Raw genomic sequence first — 25,554 nt, 5'->3', positions numbered from 1 at the left:
AGGGACCAATGACTAACCACCTTTTCGACGCCATAAAAGCATCCGCGCGTAACGACGCGCCGTTCATTTTGTTGAACGGCGGGCGTTCGTGGACCTATGGCGAAGTGTTCGATCTATCCGGGCAGATCGCCAACACGATCGACCGGCTTGGGATAAGCCCTGGCGACAGAGTAGCCGTTCAGATCGAGAAGAGCGCAGAAGCTCTCATACTCTATCTCGCCTGCGTACGCAGTGGCGCCGTCTATCTGCCGCTCAACACCGCCTACACGCTTACCGAGTTGGACTATTTCATCGGAGATGCACAGCCAAGGCTCGTCGTGGTTTCCTCTTCTTCGCGCGACAGCGTGGAGACGATTGCCAAACCGCATGGTGCGAAGGTTGAAACGCTCGATGCAAACGGCACCGGTTCGCTCATGGATCTGGCGAAAGAACAGCCGATCGACTTCGTCGATGCCGCTCGTGGGCCTGACGATCTCGCCGCTATTCTTTACACCTCGGGCACGACGGGACGGTCGAAGGGCGCCATGCTCACGCATGACAACCTCTTGTCCAACGCGCTGACGCTGCGCGATGTCTGGCAAGTGTCCGCACAGGATCGCCTGATCCACGCTTTGCCGATTTTCCACACCCATGGCCTGTTCGTCGCGACGAATGTGACGCTTCTGTCTGGCGCGTCGATGATTTTGCTGCCGAAGTTCGAACCGGAGGAAGTTCTGTCGCTGATGCCGCAGGCAACACTCCTGATGGGCGTACCAACCTTCTATGTCCGCCTGCTGCAAAGCCCGCGTCTCGACCAGAATGCGGTTGCCTCCATGCGCCTGTTCATCTCTGGCTCCGCGCCATTGCTCAGCGAGACGCATGTGGACTTCAAGGCCAGAACCGGTCACGCCATTCTCGAGCGTTACGGGATGACCGAAACAAATATGAACACATCCAACCCCTACGAAGGCGAGAGAATTGCCGGTACCGTCGGACGGCCTCTGCCGGGCGTGACGGTCAGGATCACCGATCCCGTGTCGGGTGAAATGCTGCCGGAAAATGAGACCGGCATGATCGAGATCAAGGGCCCGAATGTTTTCAAGGGCTACTGGCGGATGCCTGAAAAGACAGCTGCCGAATTTACCGCAGATGGCTTCTTCATCAGCGGAGATCTCGGCAAGATCGACAGTGACGGATATGTTCACATCGTCGGTCGCGGCAAGGATCTGGTGATCTCAGGCGGCTACAACATCTATCCAAAAGAGGTCGAGAGCGAGATCGATCAAATCGAGGGCGTCGTGGAAAGCGCGGTCATCGGTGTACCGCATCCCGACTTCGGTGAGGGCGTTACGGCTATTGTTGTGAAAAAGCCGGGTGCTGCGCTGGACGAAACCCAGATCATTGGTGCGCTGGCTGACAGACTTGCCCGCTACAAGCAACCGAAACGGATCATCTTCGCCGATGACCTGCCACGGAACACGATGGGCAAGGTCCAGAAAAACGTTCTGCGTCAACAGTTTGCGCAGCTCTACGCTGCAACGTAATAGGGCCGCGTGTGGGGAGAACACGCGCGTCCGCATCACCGCTGAAAGAGCCACCACAGCATCCGCTTGAGAACCGGAAACGGTTTTCGCAAAGCGAAATGCGTCAATTCGGAAGATCGAAGCGTCCGCCGCGCATCCTCATGGACGCATGACGCTTCAAGGCGCGGGAGGCGCCGGAGGGAGAGGGAGACCATGGGTATTGAATTGCTGTCCATAGGGTTGCTCGTTGCGATGTTCATCATCGCGACGATACAGCCGATCAACATGGGTGCGCTGGCGTTTGCCGGTGCCTTCGTGCTGGGTACGATCGTCATCGGAATGAAGACCAACGACATTTTCGCTGGTTTCCCAAGTGACCTGTTTTTGACACTTGTTGCCGTGACCTATCTGTTCGGTATCGCGCAGATCAACGGCACGATCGACTGGCTGGTCGAAGGCGCCGTTCGCGTGGTGCGCGGGCGTATCGGTCTCATTCCCTGGGTGATGTTTCTGGTCGCGGCCATCATCACCGGCTTCGGGGCTCTGGGACCAGCGGCCGTCGCCATTCTTGCGCCAGTTGCCCTCAGTTTTGCCGTCCAGTACCGTATCCACCCGGTCATGATGGGCCTGATGGTCATCCACGGCGCTCAGGCCGGTGGGTTTTCGCCGATCAGCATTTACGGGGGCATCACCAACCAGATCGTCGCGAAGGCTGGATTACCTTTCGCTCCAACGTCGCTGTTTTTGTCCAGCTTCTTTTTCAATCTAGCAATCGCGGTCCTGGTGTTCTTCGTTTTCGGCGGTGCAAAGATTGCACGGCAGATATCGGCATCATCCGGCCCTCTGCCTGACCTCCACCCGGAAGGCGTGGCCGAATCGATTCGGGGACACGGCGGTACGCCTGCGGGTCCGATCAAGCAGCATGGTTATGGTACGGCTGGCGACACCACCTCCACCATTACATTGAATAACGAGAGAATCGTCACTCTGATCGGTCTGACGCTGTTGGGCGTCGGTGCGCTGGTCTTCAAATTCAACGTCGGCCTTGTGGCAATCACGGTTGCGGTCGTCCTCGCATTGTTGTCACCCAAAACCCAGAAGGCAGCGATCGACAAGGTCAGCTGGTCAACCGTGTTGTTGATCGCGGGTATCATCACCTATGTCGGCGTGATGGAAAAAGCAGGCACCGTCGATTACGTGGCCCATGGCATTTCCAGTCTGGGGATGCCCATGCTGGTCGCATTGCTGCTGTGCTTCACAGGTGCCATCGTTTCGGCATTCGCCTCGTCCACGGCACTGCTCGGAGCTATCATTCCGCTCGCCGTTCCTTTCCTTTTGCAGGGACATGTCAGCGCGGTCGGCGTGGTCGCCGCAATCGCCATCTCCACGACGATTGTCGATACAAGCCCGTTTTCCACCAATGGTGCATTGGTCGTCGCTAACGCGCCGGATGAAAGCAGACAGCAGGTCCTCCGGCAATTGCTGATCTATAGCGCGCTGATCGCGATCATCGGCCCCATCGTTGCGTGGCTGGTTTTCGTGGTGCCGGGTGTGATCTGACGATTATATCCGACTAATAACATCAAACAGGGCGGCGCCATGGGTGCCGCCCTGTTTGTGTGTATGACTAGTATCTCATATCCAGATCGGCACGTGTTCTACATCCCCTTCAAAGGAACGGCGCGCTTGATGTCTGACAGAGACGGACCTCGAACGGTGCGGTAACGGGCCGCCACGAGATTGTAGATGCCGAAAGCGGCGAGGCCCACTGCGACGATGAGATAAACGGCGGAGCCGAATGGAAGCTGGCGAAGCCATTGTAACGCATCAGACATGCTGCCCGCCTGTTCTGGATCGACCTTGAACCCGGCGTAGGCAAACAGAATTCCCGTTACCGCAAACACGATGCCGCGTGCCACGAGGCCGTAAACACAAATCCAGGCAATGATGCCGTGCTCGTCTGGAACTTTGATGTATTTCTCAAACTTGCGGAGAATGCCTTTGGCGGCGGTTACGCAGCCGCCGATGATGAAGCCGGTACCAACAGCGATTGCCAGATAAGATCCGAACGGCTGTGACATGATCCACTGCGCCAATCCCTGCTCGCCCGAACCTTCGCTGCCACCGCCTGAAAGCATGGCATGGCCGGTGGCGTATGTCGCCAGACCAAAATAGGTGAAAGCACTGCCAAGGAGGGCAGCCCTGATGACGATGGCCTTTCCGCCAGTGCCATGGCCGTCACTGTCGGCCAGAGCTTGCGCCAGTCGCCACGCGACAAAGCCGAACAGACCAAGCCCGATCATGCCGACCCATATCCGACCGAAGGGCTGTTCAAGAAGGGAAGAGATCGCCGATTTTGAATCAGCTTCCCCATTGGCAACGCCAGAGAAGACAGCAAGTGCGGCAACGAGCAGAAAGACCACCCCTCTGGCGGCATAGCCGAACTTTGCCAGGAGTTCGAAGCGTAGATTAAGGGGCATAGGTGTGTCCTGCTGTCATGTTTCGATGAACAGACAACGCGTAACTATCGCGAAAGTTTATGCGCGGTCGCTTTAATAGCCAGACTTTTCCACCACTCTGCTCTCTGTGGAGCCCATGGTGTCCACGTCTGATGCTTATTGAATGTCCAGAAGGCGCTCCAGATAACGGCGTTCCGTTTCACCGGGCGGGTTGTTGCCGAGCTTCTCTCGGATGGCCTCGAGAATTTCGCGCGCCCGCTGGACGTCGATTTCGTCCGGCACTCTCACCTGATTATCGCCGAAGTCCGGGCCGTTGTTTTCACGCGGACGTCCAAGCGGGTCGCGCCCGTTCTGACCGCCCTGACCCATCATGCCCTCTTGCCCTGGTTGCTGGCCGGGCTGGCGCATCGCCTGCATGATCTGGCCCATCATATCCTGAGCGCCTTGGCGAAGTGCGTTCAGTGCATTGCCTTGGCCCTGAACCGCCTGCTCGCCCTGGCTGTCGCCCAGTGCCTCGCCTGCGCCCTTCATTTCCTGCTCGGCCTTGCCGAAGTTCTGGCCGGGCTCCATTCCAAGGTCGCGAAGGCCTTTTTGCAGTTCACCGAGTTGCTTTCCAAGACCGTCCTGCTGCTCGCGCAGCTTTTTCAACGCATCGCGCAACTGCTCAGCCGTCATCTGGTCGGTCGGGTTCTGGCCATTTTGACCCTGCTGCGGGTTTTGCTGGACTGGCGGTTCGCCGTTTTCGCCCATTTGCGGATCGCCGCCCTCCTGGCCGGGCTGTGGGTCACCGCGTTGCATCCGGTCGCGAAGCGCCTGATCGAGCTTGAAGGTCTCATCCATCAGCTTTTGCTGCTGCTGCATGATCTCACCCAGCTTATCGATCTGCTGGCGCAACTGGCTGTTTTGCTGCTGTTGTTGACCCTGCTGTCCGCGCTGTGGGCGACCCGCCTGCAAGTTGTTCATCATCCGCTGCAATTGCGAGAGCATTTCCTGTGCGGCATCGCGATTACCAGACCGGGCGAGATTTTCTATCTGGTTCATCATGTTTTCCAGATCGCGCTGACGCAGCACATTCTGCGCCTGCTGGTTCATATTAGCCTGCGGTGCGTTCTGCATGCGTTGGGCAAGTTCCTTCATGAACTCGTTCATCGCCTCGCGAAGCTCCTGCATCAGCTTGGCAACCTCTTCATCCGGTGCCTTACGCTCCAGCGCATCGGACAGTGCGGACTGCGCGTCGCGCAACTTCCGTTCCGCCTGCGAAAGATCGCCGTCTTCGATTCCCAGCGCAATTTCCCAGAGATAATCGGCGGTGTTCTTCAGCATTTCCTCATTGTAGGCCAGCTTCATGCGCGTTCTGGCAGATTGCAGTAGCAGATAATGTGTGGTGTTCGGTATCGTCTCGTCCGGGCGCATACCGACCGCCTCATTATAGGCAATCGCCTTCGGCATCTGTCGCGTATCGAGCGAGAAAATCTGCCGTTGCTCGACGATGGATGCGGCGAGCGGCTCGGAAAAATTGCGCCCGGGCAGGGTCATGACCTGCGAGGGGCTGCGGCCCGTCTGCCCGGCACCATCGGTGGCAACAAGCGTGATACGAACCTTTTTGCCCGCCATCGGGTGTTCGGTCAGGTTGCGGCTGGTCACACCCTTCATATCGCGCGGGTTCTGGCGCGGCAGGTCAAGTTTGAACTCGGGCGGTGGATACAGAGGTGTCGCATCGCTTGCCACGCCAACGGGCTCGATGATCGCGTGCGCTTCTCGCACACCGTAATCGTCCTTTGCAGTAAAGCCGATTTCCAGCGAACCATTGACCGCACGGCGGGGAAGCTTATCGAAGGCAATGGTGGGCGCGCGGTCCGGGATGACGTTGAACTGCCATTCCTGATCATTGGCCTCAATCGTTCCGCTTTCCTTGATGTCCATGGAGAACGTTCTCGGGGCGCGAGGCACATTGGTCTCGTTGTCGGTATTGGCTGGTGCGGCGGCACTTTTCTGTTCCGCTGCCTCCGGCGCCAGCTTTTGCAACTGGCCCGCCTCTTGCGGCTCGAACGTCACCTCTTCATCGCCATTGCCACCCGTCATGCGGATGGTCAGTTTGGAGGACTGCGGCAGAGAAACCGTGTCAGTGGCCGCAGCATTGTTTCCAGTCAGAAAAATCGGCGCACGCCCCGTGTAGGACGGCGGGGTGACCCAGGCGTCCAACCGGATGTCAGGATTGTCTGGGCCACCCGATGGAGCGTTGCGGAAAGCATCTGCAATAGTGCCCGCGCCATTGGAAAAGGAAAAGCCGAAAGCGGCAACGAGAATGAGCGCGGGAATGGCACGCAGAGCCATACGGTCATGGCGGGCGATGTCTGGTCTGGGAAGACCGGCATCCAGCCCGGCGATGCGCTCGGCCATGCGAAGCTGATGCTCTTTCCATAGGGCGCGCGCAAAGGGCGTCTCGAACGCGGGCTCATCTTCCTGAACGCCAACAGGTTGGTGCGCCAGACCGTTTCGGGCCTCAAGCAGACGAGAGGCCTCGTCCTTGGTCGGCCACTTGATGCGAGCGATAGGAAGCAGTGAGGTGATGAATGCGAAGATCAGGACGAAAACAACGGCGATGCGCAGAACATCAGGCATCTGCCGGTACAGCCCGAACCAGGCCAGCGCCACAAACACCGCAGCAAGCGACAGCGGAAGCAGTGTTTTCGGCGCGATGCGCTCGGAAAGAAGCACGAGTTTTGCGAAGAAGCGCTTTGCCACTACACGGCGTGCAAGCTCCGGTCTGCCCTCGAAAGCGCCTTTTCCGCCCTGTCTGGATGTGGTCATCAATCCGTTCTCCCGGTTCTGGCCACCCGATTTCGCCATTCCGGGGAACAACGACTGAACTCAGTGCAACGTAACAACGATACCATTCTTTATGGCGAAGACGAGGGCAGCTAGGTTCCAGCGCCCATTTTTCCGCGCATTTCGCTCAATCGTGATCGTTGACTGCGTCAATCCAGCCAGGCGGGCACCGAATCCAGCGCGATCAGCTCTTCATACGTCCCGCGCGGACGGATGATGTGGAACTCGTTACCCTTGACCAACACTTCCGGCACCAGCAGGCGGGAGTTGTAAGTGCCTGCCTGTACCGCACCGTAGGCACCCGCAGAGCTGACGGCGATCAGATCGCCCGGCTGGGGTGCCGCCATCTCGCGGTCGAGTGCCAGATAGTCGCCGGTTTCGCAGACCGGGCCGACGACATCGGCCTTGATGCGCGGCGTATCTGCGGAAGGCTGCACCACCGGTCGAATGCCGTGATAGGCCTCATACAGCGTCGGGCGAATGAGATCGTTCATCGCACCATCGACGATGACGAAGGTCTTATCGCCCCCATCTTTGACATAGATGACTTCGGTCACCAGAATACCGGCATTGCCGACGATCAGTCGGCCCGGCTCGGTGATGATCTTGCAGTTGAGGCTCTGCAACTCGTTCTTGACGATGTAGGCATAGGCATCGGGCAGAGGTGGCGGGTTGTTGTCTTCCCTGTAGGGAATGCCGAGGCCGCCACCGATATCGACATGGCTGATCGTGTGGCCATCGCCGCGTAGTGCCTCTACCAGTTCGCGCAGCAACCGGAATGCGTCTTCGAAAGGCTGGAGTTCGGTGATCTGGCTGCCGATATGCATATCGATACCGCTGACCTGAATACCGGGCAGCGTTGCCGCATGCGTATAGACACCGCGCGCGCGTTCATAGGCGATGCCGAACTTGTTTTCCTTCTTGCCGGTCGAAATCTTGGCGTGGGTGCCCGCATCAACATCCGGGTTGATGCGGAAGGAGACATGCGCACGCTTGCCCGCCTTGATGGCGCGCAGGTTCAGAATCTCCAGTTCCGGCTCGGATTCGATGTTGAAGCAGTAAATGCCTGCTTCCAGCGCGAAATCCATCTCGGCCACCGTTTTGCCGACGCCGGAGAACATGATGCGGCTTGCAGGAACACCCGCTGCCAGCGCACGCCGCAACTCGCCGCCCGATACCACATCGATGCCCGCACCGAGCTTTGCCAGCGTCTTCAGCACGGCCTGATTGGAGTTGGCCTTCATGGCATAGCAAACCATGGAATCGACGTCGCTGAAGGCTTCGGAGAAAACCCTGTAGTGCCGTTCCAGCGTCGCCGTGGAATAGACGTAGAAAGGCGTGCCGACTGCCTTGGCAATTTCAGGCACGGGGACGTTTTCAGCGTGAAGCACGCCGTCGATGTAGTGAAAATGGTTCACGGTGGCAGACCTTACAGGAGCTTGTCGAGAATGAATGGCCGCTCTGGCGTTGCTTCCACCTTGCCATCCGTCGAACGAAGGTTGCGCTCTTCCTTCGGCGTGCTTGGCTTGTCGATGTCGCCTTTGCGGCCGCAGCCGGAAAGCGCAAGGCCGACGGCAAGCGTCAGGCCGACTGGAACGATGAAACTACGCAGGGTTTTTAAAAGCATGGGCCTGTCCAAAGGAAATCTGTTCATTCCTGATAACGAAAAACAGGGCGCTTGTGCACCCTGTTTCTTTTGATGCTGGCCTAACGCCAGATTGATCAGTTCTTTGTGCGCCACCAGGCAATCTGCTTGCGCACTTCAGAAGGTGCGGTGCCGCCAAAGCTGGTACGGCTGGCAACAGATGCCTCCACCGAAAGCACATCGAAAATGCCAGCCGTGATCGCAGGGTTGATTGCCTGCAATTCTTCCAGAGACAAATCGGCCAAATCGCAGCCTTTCTTTTCAGCGAGCGCTACGGCATGGCCGGTTGCGTGGTGGGCATCGCGGAAGGGTAGGCCCGCCTCTCGCACCAGCCAGTCGGCCAGATCGGTCGCCGTGGAATAGCCCGAGCCTGCGGCGTCGCGCATCTTATCGACGCGCACCTCGAGGTCACGGATCATCCCGGTCATTGCTGCAATCGCTAGTTCCAGGCTCTCGGCAGAATCGAACACCTGTTCCTTGTCTTCCTGCATATCCTTGGAATAGGCGAGCGGCAGGCCCTTCATGATGGTCAAAAGTGCGATCAGCGAACCATTGATACGGCCCGTCTTTGCACGTACCAGTTCGGCGGCATCAGGGTTTTTCTTCTGCGGCATGATGGAAGAGCCGGTCGAAAACGCATCAGACAAACGGATAAAGCCGAACTGCGGCGTCGACCAGATGACGATTTCTTCGGCGAGGCGCGAAAGGTGGGTGGCGCAGATGGAGGCGATGGACAGGAATTCCAACGCAAAGTCACGGTCCGAAACGGTGTCGATGGAGTTGCGGGTCGGCTCGCGGAAGCCCAGCGCATTGGCCGTCATGTGTCGGTCGATGGGGTAGCCGGTGCCTGCGAGAGCCGCAGCGCCAATCGGGCTTTCATCCATGTGTTCGATCGCGTGGCGAACGCGTGCGCGGTCGCGCCCGAACATTTCCACATAGGCCATGCAGTGATGACCGAAGGTCACCGGCTGTGCCGTCTGGAGATGGGTGAAGCCCGGCATGACGGTGTCGGCATGTTCCTGCGCACGGTCGAGAAAGGCCGTGATCAGGGCCGTCAGCATGCCTTCGGTCTTTTGAAGCTCTTCCTTGACCCACAGACGGAAATCGAGTGCCACTTGGTCGTTGCGCGACCGTGCGGTGTGCAAACGTCCAGCGGCGGGGCCGATGAGGTCGGCCAGGCGCGCCTCGATGTTCATGTGGATGTCTTCGAGCTTGCGCGAAAATTCGAACGTCCCGGCTTCGATCTCTGACAGGATCGTGTTCAGGCCGTGAATGATCTTGTCTTTATCTTCATCGGAAATAATGGCTTTTGCCGCCAGCATGGTGGCATGCGCTATTGAGCCGCGGATGTCCTGCGCGTAAAGCTTCTTGTCGAAGCCGATAGAGGCATTTATCTCTTCCATGATAGCTGAAGGACCGGAAGCGAAACGTCCGCCCCACATCTGGTTGGAGGATTTTTGTTCGATGCCGTCAGCCATTCTTCGCCTGCCCTGGAGTATTTTATGACAGAAAAAACGCCTTTCAGGCTTCCTTCCGCCAGACTTGTTGCAATTGCCGCTATCGCCGGTGTCGTCTGCGGTGCGGGTGTGGTGGCGTTCAGGCTTATTGGGTCTGAGGGTCAGGTTCAAGGGGCAGCAGTGGCGCAAGCGGGTTTATGTGAGGGTGCAGCCAAGCGCATAGCCTCGTTGAAGCCGCTTCTGAAGGGGCAGGTCGCCGCCATGTCGGCCAATGAACGCCCCCGTGTCGTCCCGCTGTCGTTCAAGGGACCTGATGGTGCTGCCATGACCGAGGCCGATCTCAAGGGCAAGGCGGTTCTTCTTAACCTCTGGGCCACGTGGTGCGTGCCCTGCCGTGAGGAAATGCCCGCGCTGAACGCTTTGGAGAAGGAGAAAGGCGGCGATGGATTCGAGGTCGTCACCGTGAACATCGACACTGGCGAAGACGAGAAGCCAAAAACTTTCATGAGCGAATACGGCATCGATTCGCTCAAGCTCTACCGGGACAGCACGATGGGCGTGTTCAACGCCTTGAAAAAGGAAGGCCTCGCCTTCGGGCTTCCGGCAACCCTTCTCATCGATGACAAAGGCTGCCTTCTCGCATCCATGAATGGACCTGCCGCATGGGACAGCCCCGACGCCAAGTTGCTGGTCGATACGGCCAAGGCGCCGTAACGACTTGTGACATTACCGCGTCGGAACGGGTGTTTCGCCGCGGTAATCGTAAAAGCCGCGACCGGATTTGCGACCAAGCCATCCCGCTTCGACATATTTGACCAGCAGCGGGCAGGGGCGATATTTGCTGTCTGCCAGACCGTCATGCAGGACCTGCATGATCGACAGACACGTGTCGAGGCCGATGAAGTCAGCCAGCTGCAAGGGTCCCATCGGGTGGTTCGCGCCAAGCTTCATGGCCGTATCGATGGCTTCGACGGAGCCGACACCTTCGTATAGCGTGTAGATCGCTTCGTTGATCATCGGCAGGAGAATGCGGTTGACGATGAAGGCCGGGAAGTCTTCGGCAACGGTGATCGCCTTATCCAGCGAACGCACGAAATTCTTGGCGGTCTCAAAAGTCTGTTCGCCGGTTGCGATGCCGCGCACCAGTTCCACCAGCTTCATCACCGGCACCGGGTTCATGAAGTGGATGCCCATAAACTGCTCGGGACGGTCGGTTGCCGATGCAAGGCGGGTGATGGAAAGCGAGGATGTATTGGTTGCAAGAAGCGCCTCAGGCTTTAGCACCGGGCAGATCTGCGCGTAAATCTTGCGCTTGGTTTCTTCATGCTCCGTCGCTGCTTCGATCACCAGATCCATCGCTGCGAGGTCGTTGACGTCGGATGAGCCGCCGATGCGCGACAGCGCGGCCTTGCGGTCTTCATCGGCCATCTTGCCGTTGCTGACCTGACGCGCCAGATTGCCATTGATCGTCGCCAGTCCAGCCTCGATACGATCCTTGGCCAGATCATAGATGTGGACCTTGTAACCCGCCAGTGCAGAAACATGTGCAATGCCACAGCCCATCTGACCGGCGCCAATAATACCGACGTTCTTGATTGGGGCGGTCATGATGTCTCTCCTGTGAGAAGGTGCGTGTCGCACGTGCGCGGATGTTACGCATATTGCAAAAAAACAAAAGCGGCGCGTTGGAAAAACGCGCCGCTTTTGGAATTGATTGGATCAGAGTGCTTTTTCGAGCTCAGGCAGGGCGTCGAATAGATCGGCCACGAGGCCGTAATCGGCAACCTGGAAGATCGGCGCTTCCTCATCCTTGTTGATGGCGACGATGACTTTCGAGTCCTTCATGCCGGCAAGGTGCTGGATGGCCCCGGAAATACCGGCAGCGATATAGAGCTGCGGTGCCACGACCTTGCCGGTCTGGCCAACCTGCCAGTCGTTCGGTGCGTAGCCTGCATCCACGGCTGCGCGCGATGCACCGACGGCAGCGCCCAGCTTGTCGGCGACGGGCAGAATGACGTCCTTGAACTTTTCCGAAGAACCGAGCGCGCGGCCACCGGAGATGATGATCTTGGCCGATGTCAGCTCCGGGCGATCGGATGATGCGAGTGCATCCGATACGAAGGAGGATACGCCGGGGTTCTCAGCCGTTGCCACGGCCTCGACCGAAGCCGAACCGCCAGCCTCTGCGGGTGCAAAGGTGGAGGTGCGAACGGTGATGACCTTTTTCGCGTCGCTTGCCTGCACGGTCTGGATGGCGTTACCGGCATAGATCGGGCGCTTGAACGTGTCGGCGGAGATGACTTCGATGATTTCGGAAATCTGTGCGACATCAAGAAGAGCCGCCACGCGCGGCAACACATTCTTGGCGGATGCGGTCGCAGGCGCGATGATCACGTCATAGGATGCGCCGAGCGACACGATGAGCGCGGCCAGTGGCTCAGCGAGCTGGTTGGCATAGGATGCATCGTCAGCCAACAACACTTTGGAAACGCCTGATAGCTTTGCTGCTTCGTCAGCGACAGCCTTTGCGCCGGAGCCTGCGACGAGAACGGTGACATCGCCACCGATTTGTGTCGCCGCCGTCAGCGTCTTTGCCGTCTGGTCGGACAGGGTTGCGTTGTCGTGTTCTGCCAGAAGAAGAATGGCCATGGTAAAATCTCCCTATCCGTATTCTTAAAGAACGCCGTCGGCTTTAAGCTTCGACACCAGTTCGGCAACCGAACCAACCTTGACGCCAGCCTTGCGGCCTGCCGGTTCCTCGGTCTTCAAGACCTTGAGGCGTGGCGTGATATCGACGCCGAAATCGGCGGGCGTCTTTTTGTCGAGCGGCTTTTTCTTGGCCTTCATGATGTTCGGCAAGGACGCATAACGCGGCTCGTTCAAACGAAGGTCCGTCGTCACGACGGCTGGAAGCTTAAGTTCCACCGTCTGCAGACCGCCATCGACTTCGCGCGTCACGGCAACCTTGCCATCCGATGGCTCGACCTTGGAGGCGAATGTGCCCTGACCCCAGCCCAGAAGCGCTGCCAGCATCTGGCCGGTCTGGTTGCTGTCGTCATCGATGGCCTGCTTGCCGACGATAACAAGGCCCGGCGCTTCGGCGTCGACCACGCCCTTCATAAGCTTGGCGACGGCCAGCGGCTCTACGGCCTCATCGGTTTCGATCAGGATGGCGCGGTCGGCACCCATGGCCAGCGCCGTGCGCAGCGTTTCCTCAGCCTTGGCAGGACCGATGGAGACGACCACGACTTCCTCTGCCTTGCCTGCCTCTTTGAGGCGGAGTGCTTCTTCGACGGAGATCTCGTCGAACGGGTTCATCGACATCTTGACGTTGGCAAGTTCAACGCCCGAGCCATCCGCTTTTACGCGGATTTTGACGTTGTAATCCACCACACGTTTTACTGGGACGAGAATCTTCATCGATAACCTTCCTTCGACACCTGACCATAAGGCGAAACGCCGAATGGACCTTCTGACAATCAAGTTGCGACATGGATACGCATTTTTTCCGCGAATTCAACGGAGCAATGCTCATCACCTCATGAGCTGCGGCGATATTTTACGTTAACGTGAACGTAAATATCAATCCTTGGCTTAGTTTTCATCGAATGCTGTCGAAAGGCCGTTCCGTTTGCGACACGACAGCGGCCTGCGGCCCCTGGTTTTTGTGTTGCACGGCTCTGGGTGTGACGATGGTTCTGTCAAACAGCGGCACGCCGCGCCTGCGCAGGAAAAGCACAAGAACCACACCCGCAATAATGCCGCCGACATGGGCGCTCCACGACACCCTGTCCTGCATGCCGAAGATGAACATGAAGAACTGCTGGGCGATCCAGAACGCCAGCGGAATGAAGGCTGGCAGGGGTATGGGAATGCGCATGAACACCAGCACCCAGACCCGCACGCGCGGATGCAGCAGCATATAGGCGGCAACGACACCGGAGACAGCGCCCGATGCACCGATCAGCGGCGCTTCCGAGGTCTGGGACACCAAGCCATGAAAGAGGGCGCCTGCCGCCGCACAGGCAATGTAGAACAGCAAAAACCTGACATGACCAAACGCGTCCTCGACATTATCGCCGAAGACCCAAAGGAAAACCATGTTGGACGCCAGATGCCAGAAACCAAGATGCAAAAAAGCATAGGTGACGACGGTCGCTCCCTCGGGCACCAGTTTGACCGCCGGATCGAGATAGGCGTAATCGAAGATGACAGCGGGAATTAAGCCGAGACCGAGAGTGGCGGCACCTGCCGCTGCATCATCGGCCAGCACGCCCGTCAGCAGCCACACCAGCACGTTAATGCCGATGAGCGACAGCGTCACATATTGCAGCTTGATATGCTTGTGCGAGTTCGCATCGTGCAAGGGAATGAACATGCAGTCGGCCCCTCGCGTGTCTTAACGGTTCTGACCAGGAACCCAGAGAATATCGGGCATCTCGGCCTTCGTCGCATCGTTGGCAGAGCGTGCTGCCACGAACAGGAAGTCTGAGAGCCGGTTGATGTATTTCAATGCGGCAGGGCTGACCGTCTCACCTTCGATCAGTGCCAGTTCCACCATCTGGCGTTCTGCACGCCGTGAAATGGTGCGCGCAAGGTGAAGATAGGCAGCCGCCGGTGTTCCGCCCGGCAGCACGAAGGACGTGAGCGCGGGCAGATCGGCATTCAGCGCGTCGATCTCGTTTTCTACGCGCGTGACCTGCGCCTCAACGATCCGCAGCGGTTCATAGGACAGCACTTCGCCCGTATCGGGGGTCGCGAGGTCTGCACCGAGATCGAAAAGATCGTTCTGAATGCGAAACAGCATCGCATCGAGTTCGGTGAGGTCGGATGTGTGAAGCCGGGCAACGCCGATAGCGGAGTTAGTTTCATCCACCGTTCCGTAGCTTTCGACACGCAGATCGTGCTTGGCGCGGCGCGGGCCGGAGACCAGTGCCGTCGTGCCATCATCGCCGGTTCGGGTGTAAATCTTGTTCAGTTTGACCATGTCGTTATCGCCCTCCACCCGTCAGCCACAGCGTGGCCATGATGAGGATGATGGCAACCGCCTGCAACAGAAGCCGCAACTGCATCAGCTTGTTGGATTTGTTGGCATCCGTACCTTTGAGCATGGTGAACAGGCCGCGTATCAGAACAAGGACCACCAGACCCATGACGATGACGGTAAGTACCGTGGTGAAACTGGACATGCTCGACGCTCCCAAAAATGCCGTTGCCTGCGTTGTAGCTGATTAGCGCGCCGCAGCGCTAGTCGAACCTGCGCAGGAACCGGTAAAAGAAATCGGCTGGCAGAAACCTCTTCAAAATCACGGCCTGTTTCGCTGGCATGGTAATGATGTAGTGGGGCTTCGGGCGTTTGGCGGTCAGTGCGTGTTTCAGTTCCTTGTAGACGGCATCGGGACCAAGCTTGTGCTTGTTTTTCTGGCCTGCGCCCTCCAGCCGCGCAAGCTGACGCTTGTAATCCTGCGCGTGAACGGAGTTTTCAAGATCGATATTGCCCTTGATCTGGGCCAGCGCCGTGGCCGTGAATTTCGAGGCGATGGGGCCGGGTTCGATCAGGCTGACCTCGATACCGCTGCCTTGCAGTTCCATGCGAAGCGTGACGCCCAGTCCTTCCAGCGCGAATTTGGACGCCGTGTAGGCACCGCGATAGCGATAGGGAACGAGGCCCAGAATGGACGAGCAGTGCACGATACGCCCGTATCCGCGTTTGCGCATGAGCGGAATGACACGGCAGGTCAGGTCGTGCCAGCCGAAAACATTGGTCTCGAACTGCCGCCGCAGGACATCGACGCTCAGGTCTTCCACCGCACCGGGCTGTCCATAGGCGCCGTTGTTGAACAGCGCATCGATCCGCCCGCCAGTGCGCGCCGAGACATCATCAACCAGGGCCGCAATCGTTTCCGGCTGGGTATAGTCCATGATCAGCGTTTCGATGCCGCACGCCTGAAGGTCTGCCATGTCTTGCGCACGCCGCACCGTGGCAAAAACCCGCCAGCCATCGTCTTTCAATGCCTTTGCACAATGGGCGCCGATCCCGGACGAGCAGCCGGTGATGATGATGACCGGTTTTTCAGACATCAAAAGTATTTCCTAAGTCATGACGTGTTAAGGATGGTGCATTGAACGGGTGTAGGGATTCAGTAGCGCACAATTCTTCTTGATCAGGTGGAACCAGTGCGCAGTCTCAAGCGCTGTACAAGCGGTGACTGACTTCCCATATCTCGCCCCGAGTTACAAACGAAATGCCGATTGAGGAGGCGACATGGTTGCAGCAATGGACATCGTGCGAAAAGTGGCCCTTGACGCCTACGTCCATTTTGCCGAGGACGATGGCTGGGCCATGGCCAGTCACGTGGCGCTTTCCATCCTGCTGGCGCTTTTTCCGTTTCTGATCTTCGGCACGGCCCTGGCGAGTTTCCTCGGTGCTGACCAATTCGCCGAAACCGCCGTTCACATCATTTTCGATACATGGCCAGCGGCAATTGCCGGGCCGCTTGCAGCTCAGGTCCAGCAGGTGCTGACCATTCCACGTGGTGGGCTGTTGACGATTTCGGTGCTCGCTGCCGCCTATTTCGCCTCCAATGGCGTCGAGGCACTGCGTATATCGCTCAACCGCGCCTACCGCGTCAGCGAGACCCGCTGGTGGTACGTCACGCGTCTTCTCAGCCTCTTCTACGTCGTCATTGCAGTGACCATTTTCGCAGCCATCAGCATCGTTCTCGTTGCCGTGCCCGTCGCACTTTCTTTTGCCGAAACACGCTTTCCGCTGTTGAAGGATTTTCTGGTGACCGTGTCCAACCTCGGTCTCTACGGCACCATCATCGTTTTGGCCGTCGGCCTTGCTGCTGCCCACCTGTGGCTTCCCGCTGGCCGTCGCCGCATCTGGGATGTGCTGCCCGGGATATTCCTGACGCTGCTGTTCTGGGTCATCGGCGCGGGGATTTTCGCCTATTATCTCGCAACATTTGCGAATTATGCAGCCACCTACGCCGGTCTGGCGTCGGTCATGATCGTGCTGGTGTTTCTCTACATGGTCGGCGTCATCTTCATGCTGGGTGCAGAAGTCAACGCGGCCCTGATGAAATACCGCATCCGCCATGTCATCAAGGCCGGTATTCACAATGGCAGCCTGAGAGAGGCCCTAGATGCCGAGGAGGCCGCGGATATCTGATCCCGCTAGGCCTTGCTCTTGCAGTACCTGAAGGCTGGCACTGCCCCTGCTTTTTGAAAGCTTGTTTCCGGTGTCATCCAGAATAAGCCGGTGGTGGTGGTATTCAGGTGCAGGTAAGCCCAGCAGTTCCTGCAACAGCCGGTGAACGGATGTGGCGTGATACAGGTCCATGCCGCGCACAACATGGGTGACACCCTGAACGGCATCGTCCATCACCACGGATAGATGATAACTGGACGGCGCATCGGAACGCGAAAGCACGACATCGCCCCACGCCGCAGGGTCGGCGTCGATCACCTCGTCAGAGCCCCTACCGGTCTCACGCCATTGCAACGGGGTTTCAAGCAGGGCCAGGCCTTTATCCATATCCAGCCGCCACGCATGCTTTTTACCTGATGACAAAAGTGCTGAGACCTCATGTTCAGTTCGTTGTTTGTCCAGTGCAGGATAATGCAACGCGCCGTCTGGATCCCGAGGCCATATCCTCCCCCCGGCCTCGTGATCCGTCACGAAAGCCTTCACGTCGCCCCGGCTCATAAACGAGGGATAGGCCACACCCATCGCGATGAGTCGGTCCAACCCTTCACGATACACATCGAAATGGTCGGACTGTCTGCGCACCGGCAGTTCCCAGTTCAGTCCCAGCCATGCTAAGTCCTCATATATCCCCTGCTCAAGCTCATCCGTGCACCGCGCCAGATCGATGTCCTCGATCCGCAACAGAAACCGCCCCGCTATCGCCTTTGCCATATCGTGGTTGATAATGGCGGAAAGCGCGTGGCCAAGATGCAGCCGCCCGTTGGGGCTGGGCGCAAAACGCAAAACTGGCTTTTGACCTGAAAGCAAAGACATGGTTTCTTCTGCCATGTCTTGCGGTGCTTCGCCAAGGCGAAGTCATGGACGCTGGAGCCTGGTTGAGCAAAATCATCCGAAATATGTCTGATATCGAGGAAGGTCTGGCGGTCCTCCTGCAACTCGACCCGCGCCTCGTGCCGATCGCTGAAAAGGCCGGTCCGCTGCCGTTGCGGCTGAGAGAGCCCGGCTTTGAAGGTCTGGCCCAAATCATCGTTTCGCAGGTGGTGTCACGTGCCAGTGCAGACGCCATATGGCGGCGCATGGAAGCAGAGATGGGCGATGTGACAGCGGTCCATTATATCGCTGCCACGAATGACGACACGCCCCTCTTCGGCCTGTCCCGCGCCAAGGCGAAAACGTTACGCGGTCTCGCCACGGCCATCGTCGACGGAGATTTGAATCTTGAGGCAATCTCTACGCTTGACGATGTGTCCGCCTACGCGTCACTCACGGCGCTCAACGGCATCGGGCCATGGACCGCGCAGGTTTATCTCATGTTCTGTCTCGGCAATGCCGATATGTTTCCATCCGGTGATGTGGCGTTGCAGGCAGCCGTCGCCCACGGTCTGCAACTGGACGCGCGACCCGGTGAAAAAATGCTGCGGGATATCGCCTCTAACTGGGCTCCGTACCGATCCGTCGCAGCCCGGCTTTTCTGGGCCTATTATGCCGCGATAACGCGCCGTGATGCGCTTCCTGCCGCCTGAAATTAGCCTTTCTTTCAGCGCTTCATTTATGGGCTTCACAATCCTGTAACAACGGACCTAATATACAGGTGTAGATGCAGAATCGATCAGGAGACGCCCTTGACGATTGCCGTTTCACCACAGGCTTTGCCCGCGCTCGTTTTGAACGCAGACTACCGGCCGCTGAGTTACTATCCCTTGTCGCTGTGGTCCTGGCAGGACGCGATCAAGGCCGTATTTCTTGACCGCGTAAACATCATTGCAGAATACGATCACGCAGTATGTTCGCCTAGTTTTTCCATGCGGCTGCCCAGTGTTGTCAGCCTGAAAACCTATGTGCAGCCCACCCGCAACCCCGCATTCACACGCTTCAACGTGTTTTTGCGTGACAAGTTCGAGTGCCAGTATTGCGGCTCCCATGACGATCTGACCTTCGACCACGTCATTCCGCGCGCCCATGGCGGCGAAACGACCTGGCTCAACGTCGTCGCAGCCTGTTCACCCTGCAATCTCAAAAAGGGCAGCAAGCTGCCGAAGATCGCGGGAATGGTGCCCCACCAGAAGCCTTACCAGCCCACGGTCCAGGACCTGCACAACAACGGTCGCTCGTTTCCACCCAACTATCTGCACGAAAGCTGGATGGATTATCTCTATTGGGATACAGAATTGCAGCCGTAATGGTTCAAGCGGCTTTGCGGGTTGCGCCAAAAAACGCGATGCCCGCAAGCACGATGCTGGCAACCACGTTCCATCCTGCAAACGACAGTCCAAGCACACGCAATGCCGCGTCATTGCACGATGGCGCCTTGATGGCATTGAGGTCGCTCAACAGGTTCCCGGCATTGGTGGTAATGGAGGGCGCGCCAGTCGAGCAGGTGGTCGGGCCCGGCCAGAAACCCCATTCAACGCCTGAGTGATACACACCAAGACCAGCGCCTATCAACATGGCAACGCCGACGATAATGAGTGCGGACCGTGAGAGCCAGACCGGTAGCCTGAACAGGCTCGCCGCTATCGCCAGAATGCCGACGGGAATCGCGTAATAATAGGGGTCACGCTCCAGCAAACACAACGCGCAGGGCGTATAGCCGCCAATATGCTGAAACCCTAGTGCAGCGCCCACCGTTACAATCATCCCAAGCGTAACGAGAACAGCGGAAGCGCTGCGGTTCTTGTCTGCGGAAACTGCACTCGTCATCATGTGGTCCTTCACATTCGACCCAACACTTCAAATAGCCCATCTGGCAAAACAGGGCCAAGCGCGGTATCGTTTAACCCGCTATCCCATGCCTCTAATCCAGTCTCACCGCGCTTGCAAATGCTTCGTTGAAGGTGCCAAGCAGGAGGCCAAGCAAAGTTTCGTGAAATCGCGTTTTTCGCAAAAATCGGTTGACGTTATAGGGTCGGTTCGTATAGTCCGCCGCATACCAAGGAATAAGATTCCAGAGTTGCCCCTTTGGCGGAATTGGTAGACGCGCCTGACTCAAAATCAGGTTCCGAGAGGAGTGCTGGTTCGATTCCGGCAAGGGGCACCATCAGCTTTCCATCATTATTTCGGAAAATAAGCCCTCGGCGCTTTTGTGCAATGAACTGCTATCAGCAGAATTCAGGCTGCTCCTAAGAAGTACATCACCAATAAATCATTTGAAATCAGTGCCTTAAATCGAGTGCGCTCCGCAATTGGCAACAGGCAAATTACCCAAAACGATTCGTTCTAGCGCGGAACGATTGCCGCACTGATTGGTTGAATCATGCTTGTTGTGTGAGGAGTGTGCATATCGTGGTTTCCCCCAGAGCGAACTGGAAGGGCTTCATCAAATTTGGCGAAGTCTCGTGCGCGGTGGCCCTTTACACGGCGGCTTCGTCTTCCGAGCGCATCGCGTTCAACACGTTGAACAGAGCGACCGGTAACCGCGTCAGACGCGAGTTTGTCGATGGCGAGACGGGAGATGTTGTCGAGCGGGATGACCAGATCAAGGGTTACGAGACAGAGAACGGGCAATATGTCGTTCTTGAACCGGATGAGGTTGCTGCGGCAGTTCCCGATAGTGACAAGACGTTGGCGATCGAATCTTTTATTCCCTGCTCGGAAATCGATAATGTCTATTTCGACAAACCCTATTATCTGACACCCGACAAGGTCGGGACTGAAGCCTATGTGTTGCTGCGCGACGGCATGAAAAAGGCCAAGGTGGCCGCCATTGCACGCACCGTGTTGTTTCGCCGCTTGCGCACGGTTCTTATTCGACCACACGGCAAAGGCCTGATCGCATCGACCCTTAATTTCGATTATGAAGTCCGGTCCTCTCAGGAAGCTTTCGAAGACCTCCCCGATATGAAAAGCGACCCTGAATTGCTTGAGATCGCGGAACTGATCATTGCCAAAAAGAAGGGCAGTTTCGATGCCAGCACCTTCGATGACCGTTACGAGGCCGCAGTGGCCGAATTGGTGACAGCGAAAATTGAAGGTCGGTCCCTTCCGAAGAAGAGGGCGGAACCGGAGTCGAAGGTTGTCGATCTGATGCAGGCGTTGCGCGAGAGTGCAGGCATGGACAGCAAATCGAAGTCGAAGCAGAAGTCCGCCAAAGCCGGCAGCGCGAAGACCAAAAAGACGGCTGCTAAAGCGAAGCCCAAAGCAGCGCCCACCCGCCGCGCCGGTTAAGAGGAGACCACAATGGCTGTTCGTCCCTATTGGAAAGGCTACTTGAAGCTCTCGCTCGTCAACTGTGCGGTTCAACTCACACCTGCGACATCGGAAAGTGAGAAGGTGCGGTTTCACACGCTCAACCGTGCGACGAACAACCGTGTGGTGAGCCATTACGTGGATTCTGTGACAGGTAAGGACGTCAAAGAAGAAAACGAGGTAAAGGGTTACCCGCGCGGCGAGGATGATTATGTCATCCTTGAAAATGAGGAACTCGAAAATGTTGCGCTCGACAGCACCCGGACCATCGATATCTCGACCTTTACCAAACGCGATACCATCGAATGGATTTGGCTGGATACGCCTTACTATCTCTCGCCGAATGAGAAGGTCGCCCAGGAAGCTTTTTCGGTGATCCGTGACGCCATGGCCTCGCAGGACATGGTCGGGATTTCGAGGCTTGTCATTTCTAGACGCGAACGCGCCGTCATGCTGGAGCCACGCGGTAAGGGCATCGTTTTGTGGACTTTGCGCTACGGTGATGAGGTGAGGGACGAGGACGACTATTTTGACAGCATTGGCGATGAGAAACCCGACAGCGACCTGATGGCGCTCGTCCAGAAACTCATCAAAAAACAGACCCAGCCGTGGGATGCCAAGATGGTTGTCGACCCTGTGCAAGACCGCTTGCTCGATATCATCAAGACGAAGAAGAAGGCTCAAACAAAGCAGGCGAAGAGCAAAACGAAAAAGCCTTCCTCGTCGCTGGGTCCGAGTAATGTCATCAACATCATGGACGCGCTGAAAAAGTCTGTCGCGAAGGAAACGCGCAGCCGGAAATGAGGGCTGTCAAGAGGAGGCTTTCCTGACTTTGTTCAAGCGCTTGATAGCCTGCTCCAGCGGTCTTTGGCCCTCACAATAGTCCTCCCACGCCGTGCTCTTCTTTAAGAGATTGGGAACGGTTCTGACGTTGAAGCGCGTTGGATCGAGATCGGCTTTAACCTGTGTCCAGTTAAGCGGCATCGAGACGGTTGCGCCGGGTCTTGCGCGCGGCGACAGGGGGGCGACTGCCGTTGCCATCCGGTCGTTTCGCAAATAATCGAGAAAAATCCGCCCCTCGCGCTGATTCTTGGCCATTTTGATCAAATAGAGATCTGGATTGTCTCGCGCCATCTCTTCGCAGACGTCATGTGCGAAAGCCTTGGCTTCGTCCCAACTCACTTTTTTGTTTTTTGGAACGGCGAGAGGGGTAACGACGTGCAGGCCTTTGCCTCCAGTCGTCTTGCAGAAGCTGACGAGACCCAATTCCTCGAGGCGGTCACGGATTTCGCGGGCAGCCTCAACGACAGTTGAAAATTCCACATCCGGACCTGGGTCTAGGTCGAAAACCAGTCGGCCGGGCACTTCGGGCTCGCCGGGTTCGCAGTTCCAGGGATGAAGCTCGATACCGCCGATCTGGGCGATGGCGACGAGAGCCTCGACGCGGTCGATCTGGAGATAGGACTTTTTATCGCCAGAAACTTTTACGAGTTCGAGAAGGTTGGAGGCTCCGGGCATCGCGTGGCGCTGAAAGAACTGCGTGCCGCCGATGCCATCCGGGCTTCTTATGATCGAGCATGGGCGACCTTTGATATGATCGATCAGCCAGTCGCCAACGGCTTCGTGATAACGGGCGAGATCTGCCTTGGTGACGGGTTTTCCGTCACCCGCGTCCGGCCAGAGCGCCTTTTCAGGGCTGGAGATCATGACGCCCATGACCTCTTCCTTCGCGCCTTTGCGGAGGCGTTTGGCGGGTGGCTTCTTGGTTTCGGGGTCAGGAACATCTGCGTCTTGAGGCGATACCGGCTCTTCGGCTTCCACTTCCGAGGCAGGCTTGTCTTCGCGCAGACCTTTGAATGCTCCCTGCCGAACTTGCCCATCGGCAGTCCACCCTGCGAACTCTATTTCGGCCACGAGTTCGGGCTTCAACCAGACGATATCGTCCGTCTTCTTTGGCGCGCCTATGCCGGTAAACGGAGATTTGGACGTTTCCATCTCCTGAAGCTTTGGCAGCAGTTTTGCGACTGTTGTTGCGCTGTAACCCGTCCCCACTCGCCCCACATGGACGAAATGCTTGCCGCTGAAAACACCGACAAGAAGTGAGCGGAATTTGCCATTGGTTTTGGCATAGGCCCCGATCACCACCTCATGGCCGGAACGGCATTTGGATTTGGCCCAGGTGTCGCTCCGACCTGACCGATAGGGCGCATCTGCCTCCTTGGAAACGATGCCCTCCAGCGACAAGCGGCATGCCGATTTCAGGACGGCATCACCGCCCGTCTCGAAATGCTCCACGAACCTCACGCGAGGGTCCTCACCCGCATCCGACAACAGGGCCTGCAAGCGATCCTTGCGGTCCGTCACGGCCAGTTCTCTCAGGTCGTCGTCACCATCGAACAGAAGATCGAATGCGAAATAGACAAGATCATCGGTTTCACCTTCCGATAACGCGGCCTGTAGTGCGGCAAAATCTGGCGCGCCCTGTTCATCCAGCGCACAAATCTCACCGTCGATGATGCAATCCGGCAGCGCCGAGGCTGCCTTCGCGATAGCAGGCCATTTCGACGTCCAGTCCAGTCCTTTTCGGGTCTTTAGCGTTACCTTGCCTCCCGACACGCGCATTTGGACCCGGTAGCCGTCGAATTTGATCTCGTGGATCCAGCCTTTGCCTGCCGGAGGACGCGTCAGGCTCTGGCAGAGTTGCGGCGCGACAAAGCTTGGCATCGCCGACTTCAAGGCTGTGGATTTGGTTGGCTTCGTTCGCGTGGTCTTCGCCTTCGCGGACGTTTTCGTGCCAGCCTTGCGCTCCTCGGCAGCCAGACCTTCACTGCTGTCCCATACCGCATCAGCTTCGACCCTCCCGCTTCGGGTCATGAACGGCTTCGGCTTTTTTCCCTTGCCAGCGGCGATGGCATCCATGGTTCGGCCAGACGCGACGGATATCGTGTTATCGTCCAACACGGCTGCGCCATTTTTATCGACGGCATCGTCGTCGCGGTGTTTGATCAGCAGCCAGTTCGTCCGTTTGCCGCCATCACGGTCATTGCGCATCCGCACCAGAACAAAGCTTCCATGCAGTCGGTCACCGTCCAGCTTGAACTTGAAATCACCCTTCGCCAATGCCTCCTCGGGCGTCTTATCGCCTTCGGGTTCCCAATAGCCGCGATCCCACAGCATCACAGTGCCACCGCCATATTGACCCTTAGGTATCGTGCCTTCGAAATCGCCGTAATCAAGCGGGTGGTCTTCAACCTCGACGGCGAGCCGCTTGTCGTTGGGGTCGAGAGACGGGCCTCTGGTCACGGCCCAGGATTTGAACACGCCATCGAGTTCCAGCCGCAGATCGTAGTGCAACCGCGTTGCGTCATGCTTCTGGATGACGAAGCGGCGGCGGTTGGACACTTGTGATTTTTTCAGGCCACTGGGCTCTTCGGTCAGCCGGAAATTGCGTTTTTTCTTATAGGTAGAGAGTTTATCTGCATCAGCGACCATGCCTATCCACCCCTCTCATCTTACGCCAATTTTTACGCACACAGAAGAAGACGTATGAGTGGCGTCTTATGTTCCGCTTACCGCATGCTCAAAGCAATACGAGCGACCGTGGCTCAGGCATTGATCGGCAAGCTGCGATGAAACGCAGAATCGTCCACGTTACGCAGAACGCTCGGGAACTTACTGCACCTTGTCCGGTTCGGCAGGTACAACCCACCAACTGAGGACATCACCATGGCTGATAAAACACTCGACGATCTGTTTCTTGATACACTCAAGGATATCTATTTTGCTGAAAAGCAAGTGCTGAAGGCACTGCCGAAGATGGCACGCGCTGCCCAGTCCGAAGAGGGCAAGGCTGCTTTCCTCCAGCATAAGGAAGAAACGGAAGGACAGATCGAACGCCTTCAGCAGATTTTCGAATTGTTGGGTAAACCTGCTCGCGGCAAGACCTGCGAAGCCATTCAGGGCATCCTTGCTGAAGGTGAAGAGATCATCGAAGAATACAAGGGCAGCGCTGCCCTCGATGCTGGTCTTATCTCGTCTGCTCAAGCAGTCGAACACTATGAAATTGCCCGTTACGGCACGCTGAAAAGCTGGGCCGAGCAGCTTGGCCACACAGAAGCCGCGAAATTGCTGGAAGCAACCCTTCAGGAAGAAATTGCGACCGACGCAAAGCTGACACAGCTCGGCGAAGGCTCAGCAAACACCAAGGCGTCAAAGAAGAAAGCTTCGTAAAGCCCCATTCTAACGACAAAAAAGCCCGCATCTG

At 57.4% G+C, this 25,554-nt stretch carries 24 protein-coding genes and 1 tRNA gene; 10 read left to right on the top strand and 15 right to left on the bottom strand.

What is annotated here, in order from left to right:
- Positions 1–8 precede the first annotated feature (8 nt).
- Entirely contained in the window at positions 9–1,523 is a 1,515-nt protein-coding gene (locus QRN55_RS04335) for a malonate--CoA ligase (protein ID WP_284775128.1), read from the top strand.
- 192 nt (positions 1,524–1,715) lie between these two features.
- Complete coding sequence (locus QRN55_RS04330; RefSeq protein ID WP_111838786.1) at positions 1,716–3,062, top strand: SLC13 family permease; 1,347 nt, start codon at positions 1,716–1,718, stop codon at positions 3,060–3,062.
- Positions 3,063–3,160: 98 nt separating this feature from the next.
- Here QRN55_RS04330 and QRN55_RS04325 read toward each other — a convergent pair whose 3' ends face one another.
- The 5 genes from QRN55_RS04325 to argH all read right to left on the bottom strand — a co-directional run bounded on the left by QRN55_RS04325 (position 3,161) and on the right by argH (position 9,913).
- Positions 3,161–3,982, bottom strand: a complete 822-nt coding sequence (locus QRN55_RS04325; protein ID WP_284775126.1) for a DUF1206 domain-containing protein — start codon at positions 3,980–3,982, stop codon at positions 3,161–3,163.
- Positions 3,983–4,117: 135 nt separating this feature from the next.
- Positions 4,118–6,772: a TIGR02302 family protein gene (locus tag QRN55_RS04320; RefSeq protein WP_284775125.1), complete on the bottom strand. Its 2,655-nt coding sequence runs from the start codon at positions 6,770–6,772 to the stop codon at positions 4,118–4,120.
- A 167-nt stretch (positions 6,773–6,939) separates the two neighbouring features.
- Complete coding sequence (lysA, locus tag QRN55_RS04315) at positions 6,940–8,208, bottom strand: diaminopimelate decarboxylase (protein ID WP_284775123.1); 1,269 nt, start codon at positions 8,206–8,208, stop codon at positions 6,940–6,942.
- An 11-nt stretch (positions 8,209–8,219) separates the two neighbouring features.
- A complete protein-coding gene (lptM, locus tag QRN55_RS04310; RefSeq protein WP_111838790.1) occupies positions 8,220–8,417 on the bottom strand; it encodes an LPS translocon maturation chaperone LptM in 198 nt (65 codons plus the stop codon).
- 95 nt (positions 8,418–8,512) lie between these two features.
- On the bottom strand, positions 8,513–9,913 hold the full coding sequence (gene argH, locus QRN55_RS04305) for an argininosuccinate lyase (RefSeq protein WP_284775120.1): 1,401 nt from the start codon (positions 9,911–9,913) through the stop codon (positions 8,513–8,515).
- Between the two features lie 24 nt (positions 9,914–9,937).
- On the opposite strand from argH, the gene tlpA reads away from it, so the two are divergent.
- A complete protein-coding gene (tlpA, locus tag QRN55_RS04300; protein WP_284775118.1) occupies positions 9,938–10,606 on the top strand; it encodes a thiol:disulfide interchange protein TlpA in 669 nt (222 codons plus the stop codon).
- 12 nt (positions 10,607–10,618) lie between these two features.
- Here tlpA and QRN55_RS04295 read toward each other — a convergent pair whose 3' ends face one another.
- From QRN55_RS04295 to QRN55_RS04265, 7 genes are all read right to left on the bottom strand, one after another.
- Positions 10,619–11,500, bottom strand: coding sequence for a 3-hydroxybutyryl-CoA dehydrogenase (locus QRN55_RS04295; RefSeq protein ID WP_111838793.1), 882 nt, complete (start codon positions 11,498–11,500; stop codon positions 10,619–10,621).
- Positions 11,501–11,611: 111 nt separating this feature from the next.
- Positions 11,612–12,541: an electron transfer flavoprotein subunit alpha/FixB family protein gene (locus tag QRN55_RS04290; protein WP_112498072.1), complete on the bottom strand. Its 930-nt coding sequence runs from the start codon at positions 12,539–12,541 to the stop codon at positions 11,612–11,614.
- A gap of 24 nt (positions 12,542–12,565) precedes the next feature.
- Positions 12,566–13,312: an electron transfer flavoprotein subunit beta/FixA family protein gene (locus tag QRN55_RS04285; RefSeq protein WP_284775115.1), complete on the bottom strand. Its 747-nt coding sequence runs from the start codon at positions 13,310–13,312 to the stop codon at positions 12,566–12,568.
- Positions 13,313–13,493: 181 nt separating this feature from the next.
- A complete protein-coding gene (locus QRN55_RS04280) occupies positions 13,494–14,270 on the bottom strand; it encodes a rhomboid family intramembrane serine protease (protein WP_284775113.1) in 777 nt (258 codons plus the stop codon).
- 21 nt (positions 14,271–14,291) lie between these two features.
- The gene (locus QRN55_RS04275; protein ID WP_284775110.1) at positions 14,292–14,879 is read right to left on the bottom strand and encodes a cob(I)yrinic acid a,c-diamide adenosyltransferase; all 588 of its coding nucleotides are present in this window, start codon (positions 14,877–14,879) and stop codon (positions 14,292–14,294) included.
- Between the two features lie 4 nt (positions 14,880–14,883).
- On the bottom strand, positions 14,884–15,081 hold the full coding sequence (locus QRN55_RS04270) for a twin transmembrane helix small protein (RefSeq protein ID WP_111838798.1): 198 nt from the start codon (positions 15,079–15,081) through the stop codon (positions 14,884–14,886).
- Positions 15,082–15,139: 58 nt separating this feature from the next.
- On the bottom strand, positions 15,140–15,973 hold the full coding sequence (locus QRN55_RS04265) for an SDR family oxidoreductase (protein WP_284775107.1): 834 nt from the start codon (positions 15,971–15,973) through the stop codon (positions 15,140–15,142).
- Positions 15,974–16,157: 184 nt separating this feature from the next.
- Between QRN55_RS04265 and QRN55_RS04260 the strand changes: the two genes are divergently transcribed.
- Positions 16,158–17,066 carry a YihY/virulence factor BrkB family protein gene (locus tag QRN55_RS04260; RefSeq protein WP_111838800.1) on the top strand — a complete coding sequence of 303 codons (909 nt, stop codon included), beginning with the start codon at positions 16,158–16,160 and terminating at the stop codon, positions 17,064–17,066.
- Here QRN55_RS04260 and gluQRS read toward each other — a convergent pair.
- Positions 17,037–17,933 carry a tRNA glutamyl-Q(34) synthetase GluQRS gene (gene gluQRS / locus QRN55_RS04255; protein ID WP_284775105.1) on the bottom strand — a complete coding sequence of 299 codons (897 nt, stop codon included), beginning with the start codon at positions 17,931–17,933 and terminating at the stop codon, positions 17,037–17,039. The genes QRN55_RS04260 and gluQRS overlap by 30 nt on opposite strands.
- A gap of 68 nt (positions 17,934–18,001) precedes the next feature.
- On the opposite strand from gluQRS, the gene QRN55_RS04250 reads away from it, so the two are divergent.
- Both QRN55_RS04250 and QRN55_RS04245 read left to right on the top strand, forming a co-directional pair.
- Entirely contained in the window at positions 18,002–18,628 is a 627-nt protein-coding gene (locus tag QRN55_RS04250) for a DNA-3-methyladenine glycosylase family protein (RefSeq protein ID WP_502871292.1), read from the top strand.
- Between the two features lie 99 nt (positions 18,629–18,727).
- Positions 18,728–19,285: an HNH endonuclease gene (locus tag QRN55_RS04245; RefSeq protein WP_233124355.1), complete on the top strand. Its 558-nt coding sequence runs from the start codon at positions 18,728–18,730 to the stop codon at positions 19,283–19,285.
- 4 nt (positions 19,286–19,289) lie between these two features.
- Here QRN55_RS04245 and QRN55_RS04240 read toward each other — a convergent pair whose 3' ends face one another.
- Entirely contained in the window at positions 19,290–19,805 is a 516-nt protein-coding gene (locus QRN55_RS04240) for a disulfide bond formation protein B (protein WP_111838896.1), read from the bottom strand.
- A gap of 252 nt (positions 19,806–20,057) precedes the next feature.
- On the opposite strand from QRN55_RS04240, the gene QRN55_RS04235 reads away from it, so the two are divergent.
- From QRN55_RS04235 to ku (QRN55_RS04225), 3 genes are all read left to right on the top strand, one after another.
- A tRNA-Leu gene (locus tag QRN55_RS04235) sits at positions 20,058–20,142 on the top strand.
- Positions 20,143–20,387: 245 nt separating this feature from the next.
- Positions 20,388–21,269, top strand: coding sequence for a non-homologous end joining protein Ku (ku, locus tag QRN55_RS04230; protein ID WP_284775100.1), 882 nt, complete (start codon positions 20,388–20,390; stop codon positions 21,267–21,269).
- 12 nt (positions 21,270–21,281) lie between these two features.
- Positions 21,282–22,094 carry a non-homologous end joining protein Ku gene (gene ku, locus QRN55_RS04225; protein WP_284775098.1) on the top strand — a complete coding sequence of 271 codons (813 nt, stop codon included), beginning with the start codon at positions 21,282–21,284 and terminating at the stop codon, positions 22,092–22,094.
- A gap of 6 nt (positions 22,095–22,100) precedes the next feature.
- On the opposite strand, the gene ligD is transcribed toward ku (QRN55_RS04225), so the two are convergent.
- Positions 22,101–24,782 (bottom strand): DNA ligase D, encoded by a 2,682-nt coding sequence (ligD, locus tag QRN55_RS04220; RefSeq protein ID WP_284775096.1) that lies wholly within the window; start codon positions 24,780–24,782, stop codon positions 22,101–22,103.
- 234 nt (positions 24,783–25,016) lie between these two features.
- Between ligD and QRN55_RS04215 the strand changes: the two genes are divergently transcribed.
- Positions 25,017–25,520, top strand: a complete 504-nt coding sequence (locus tag QRN55_RS04215) for a YciE/YciF ferroxidase family protein (RefSeq protein ID WP_111838805.1) — start codon at positions 25,017–25,019, stop codon at positions 25,518–25,520.
- Positions 25,521–25,554: the final 34 nt, after the last annotated feature.

The organism is Agrobacterium sp. lyk4-40-TYG-31, assembly GCF_030209855.1.
Classification (GTDB): domain Bacteria; phylum Pseudomonadota; class Alphaproteobacteria; order Rhizobiales; family Rhizobiaceae; genus Agrobacterium; species Agrobacterium vaccinii.
Note: the sequence above shows the minus strand (reverse complement) of the source record. Positions and strands in the feature narration are given on the sequence as shown.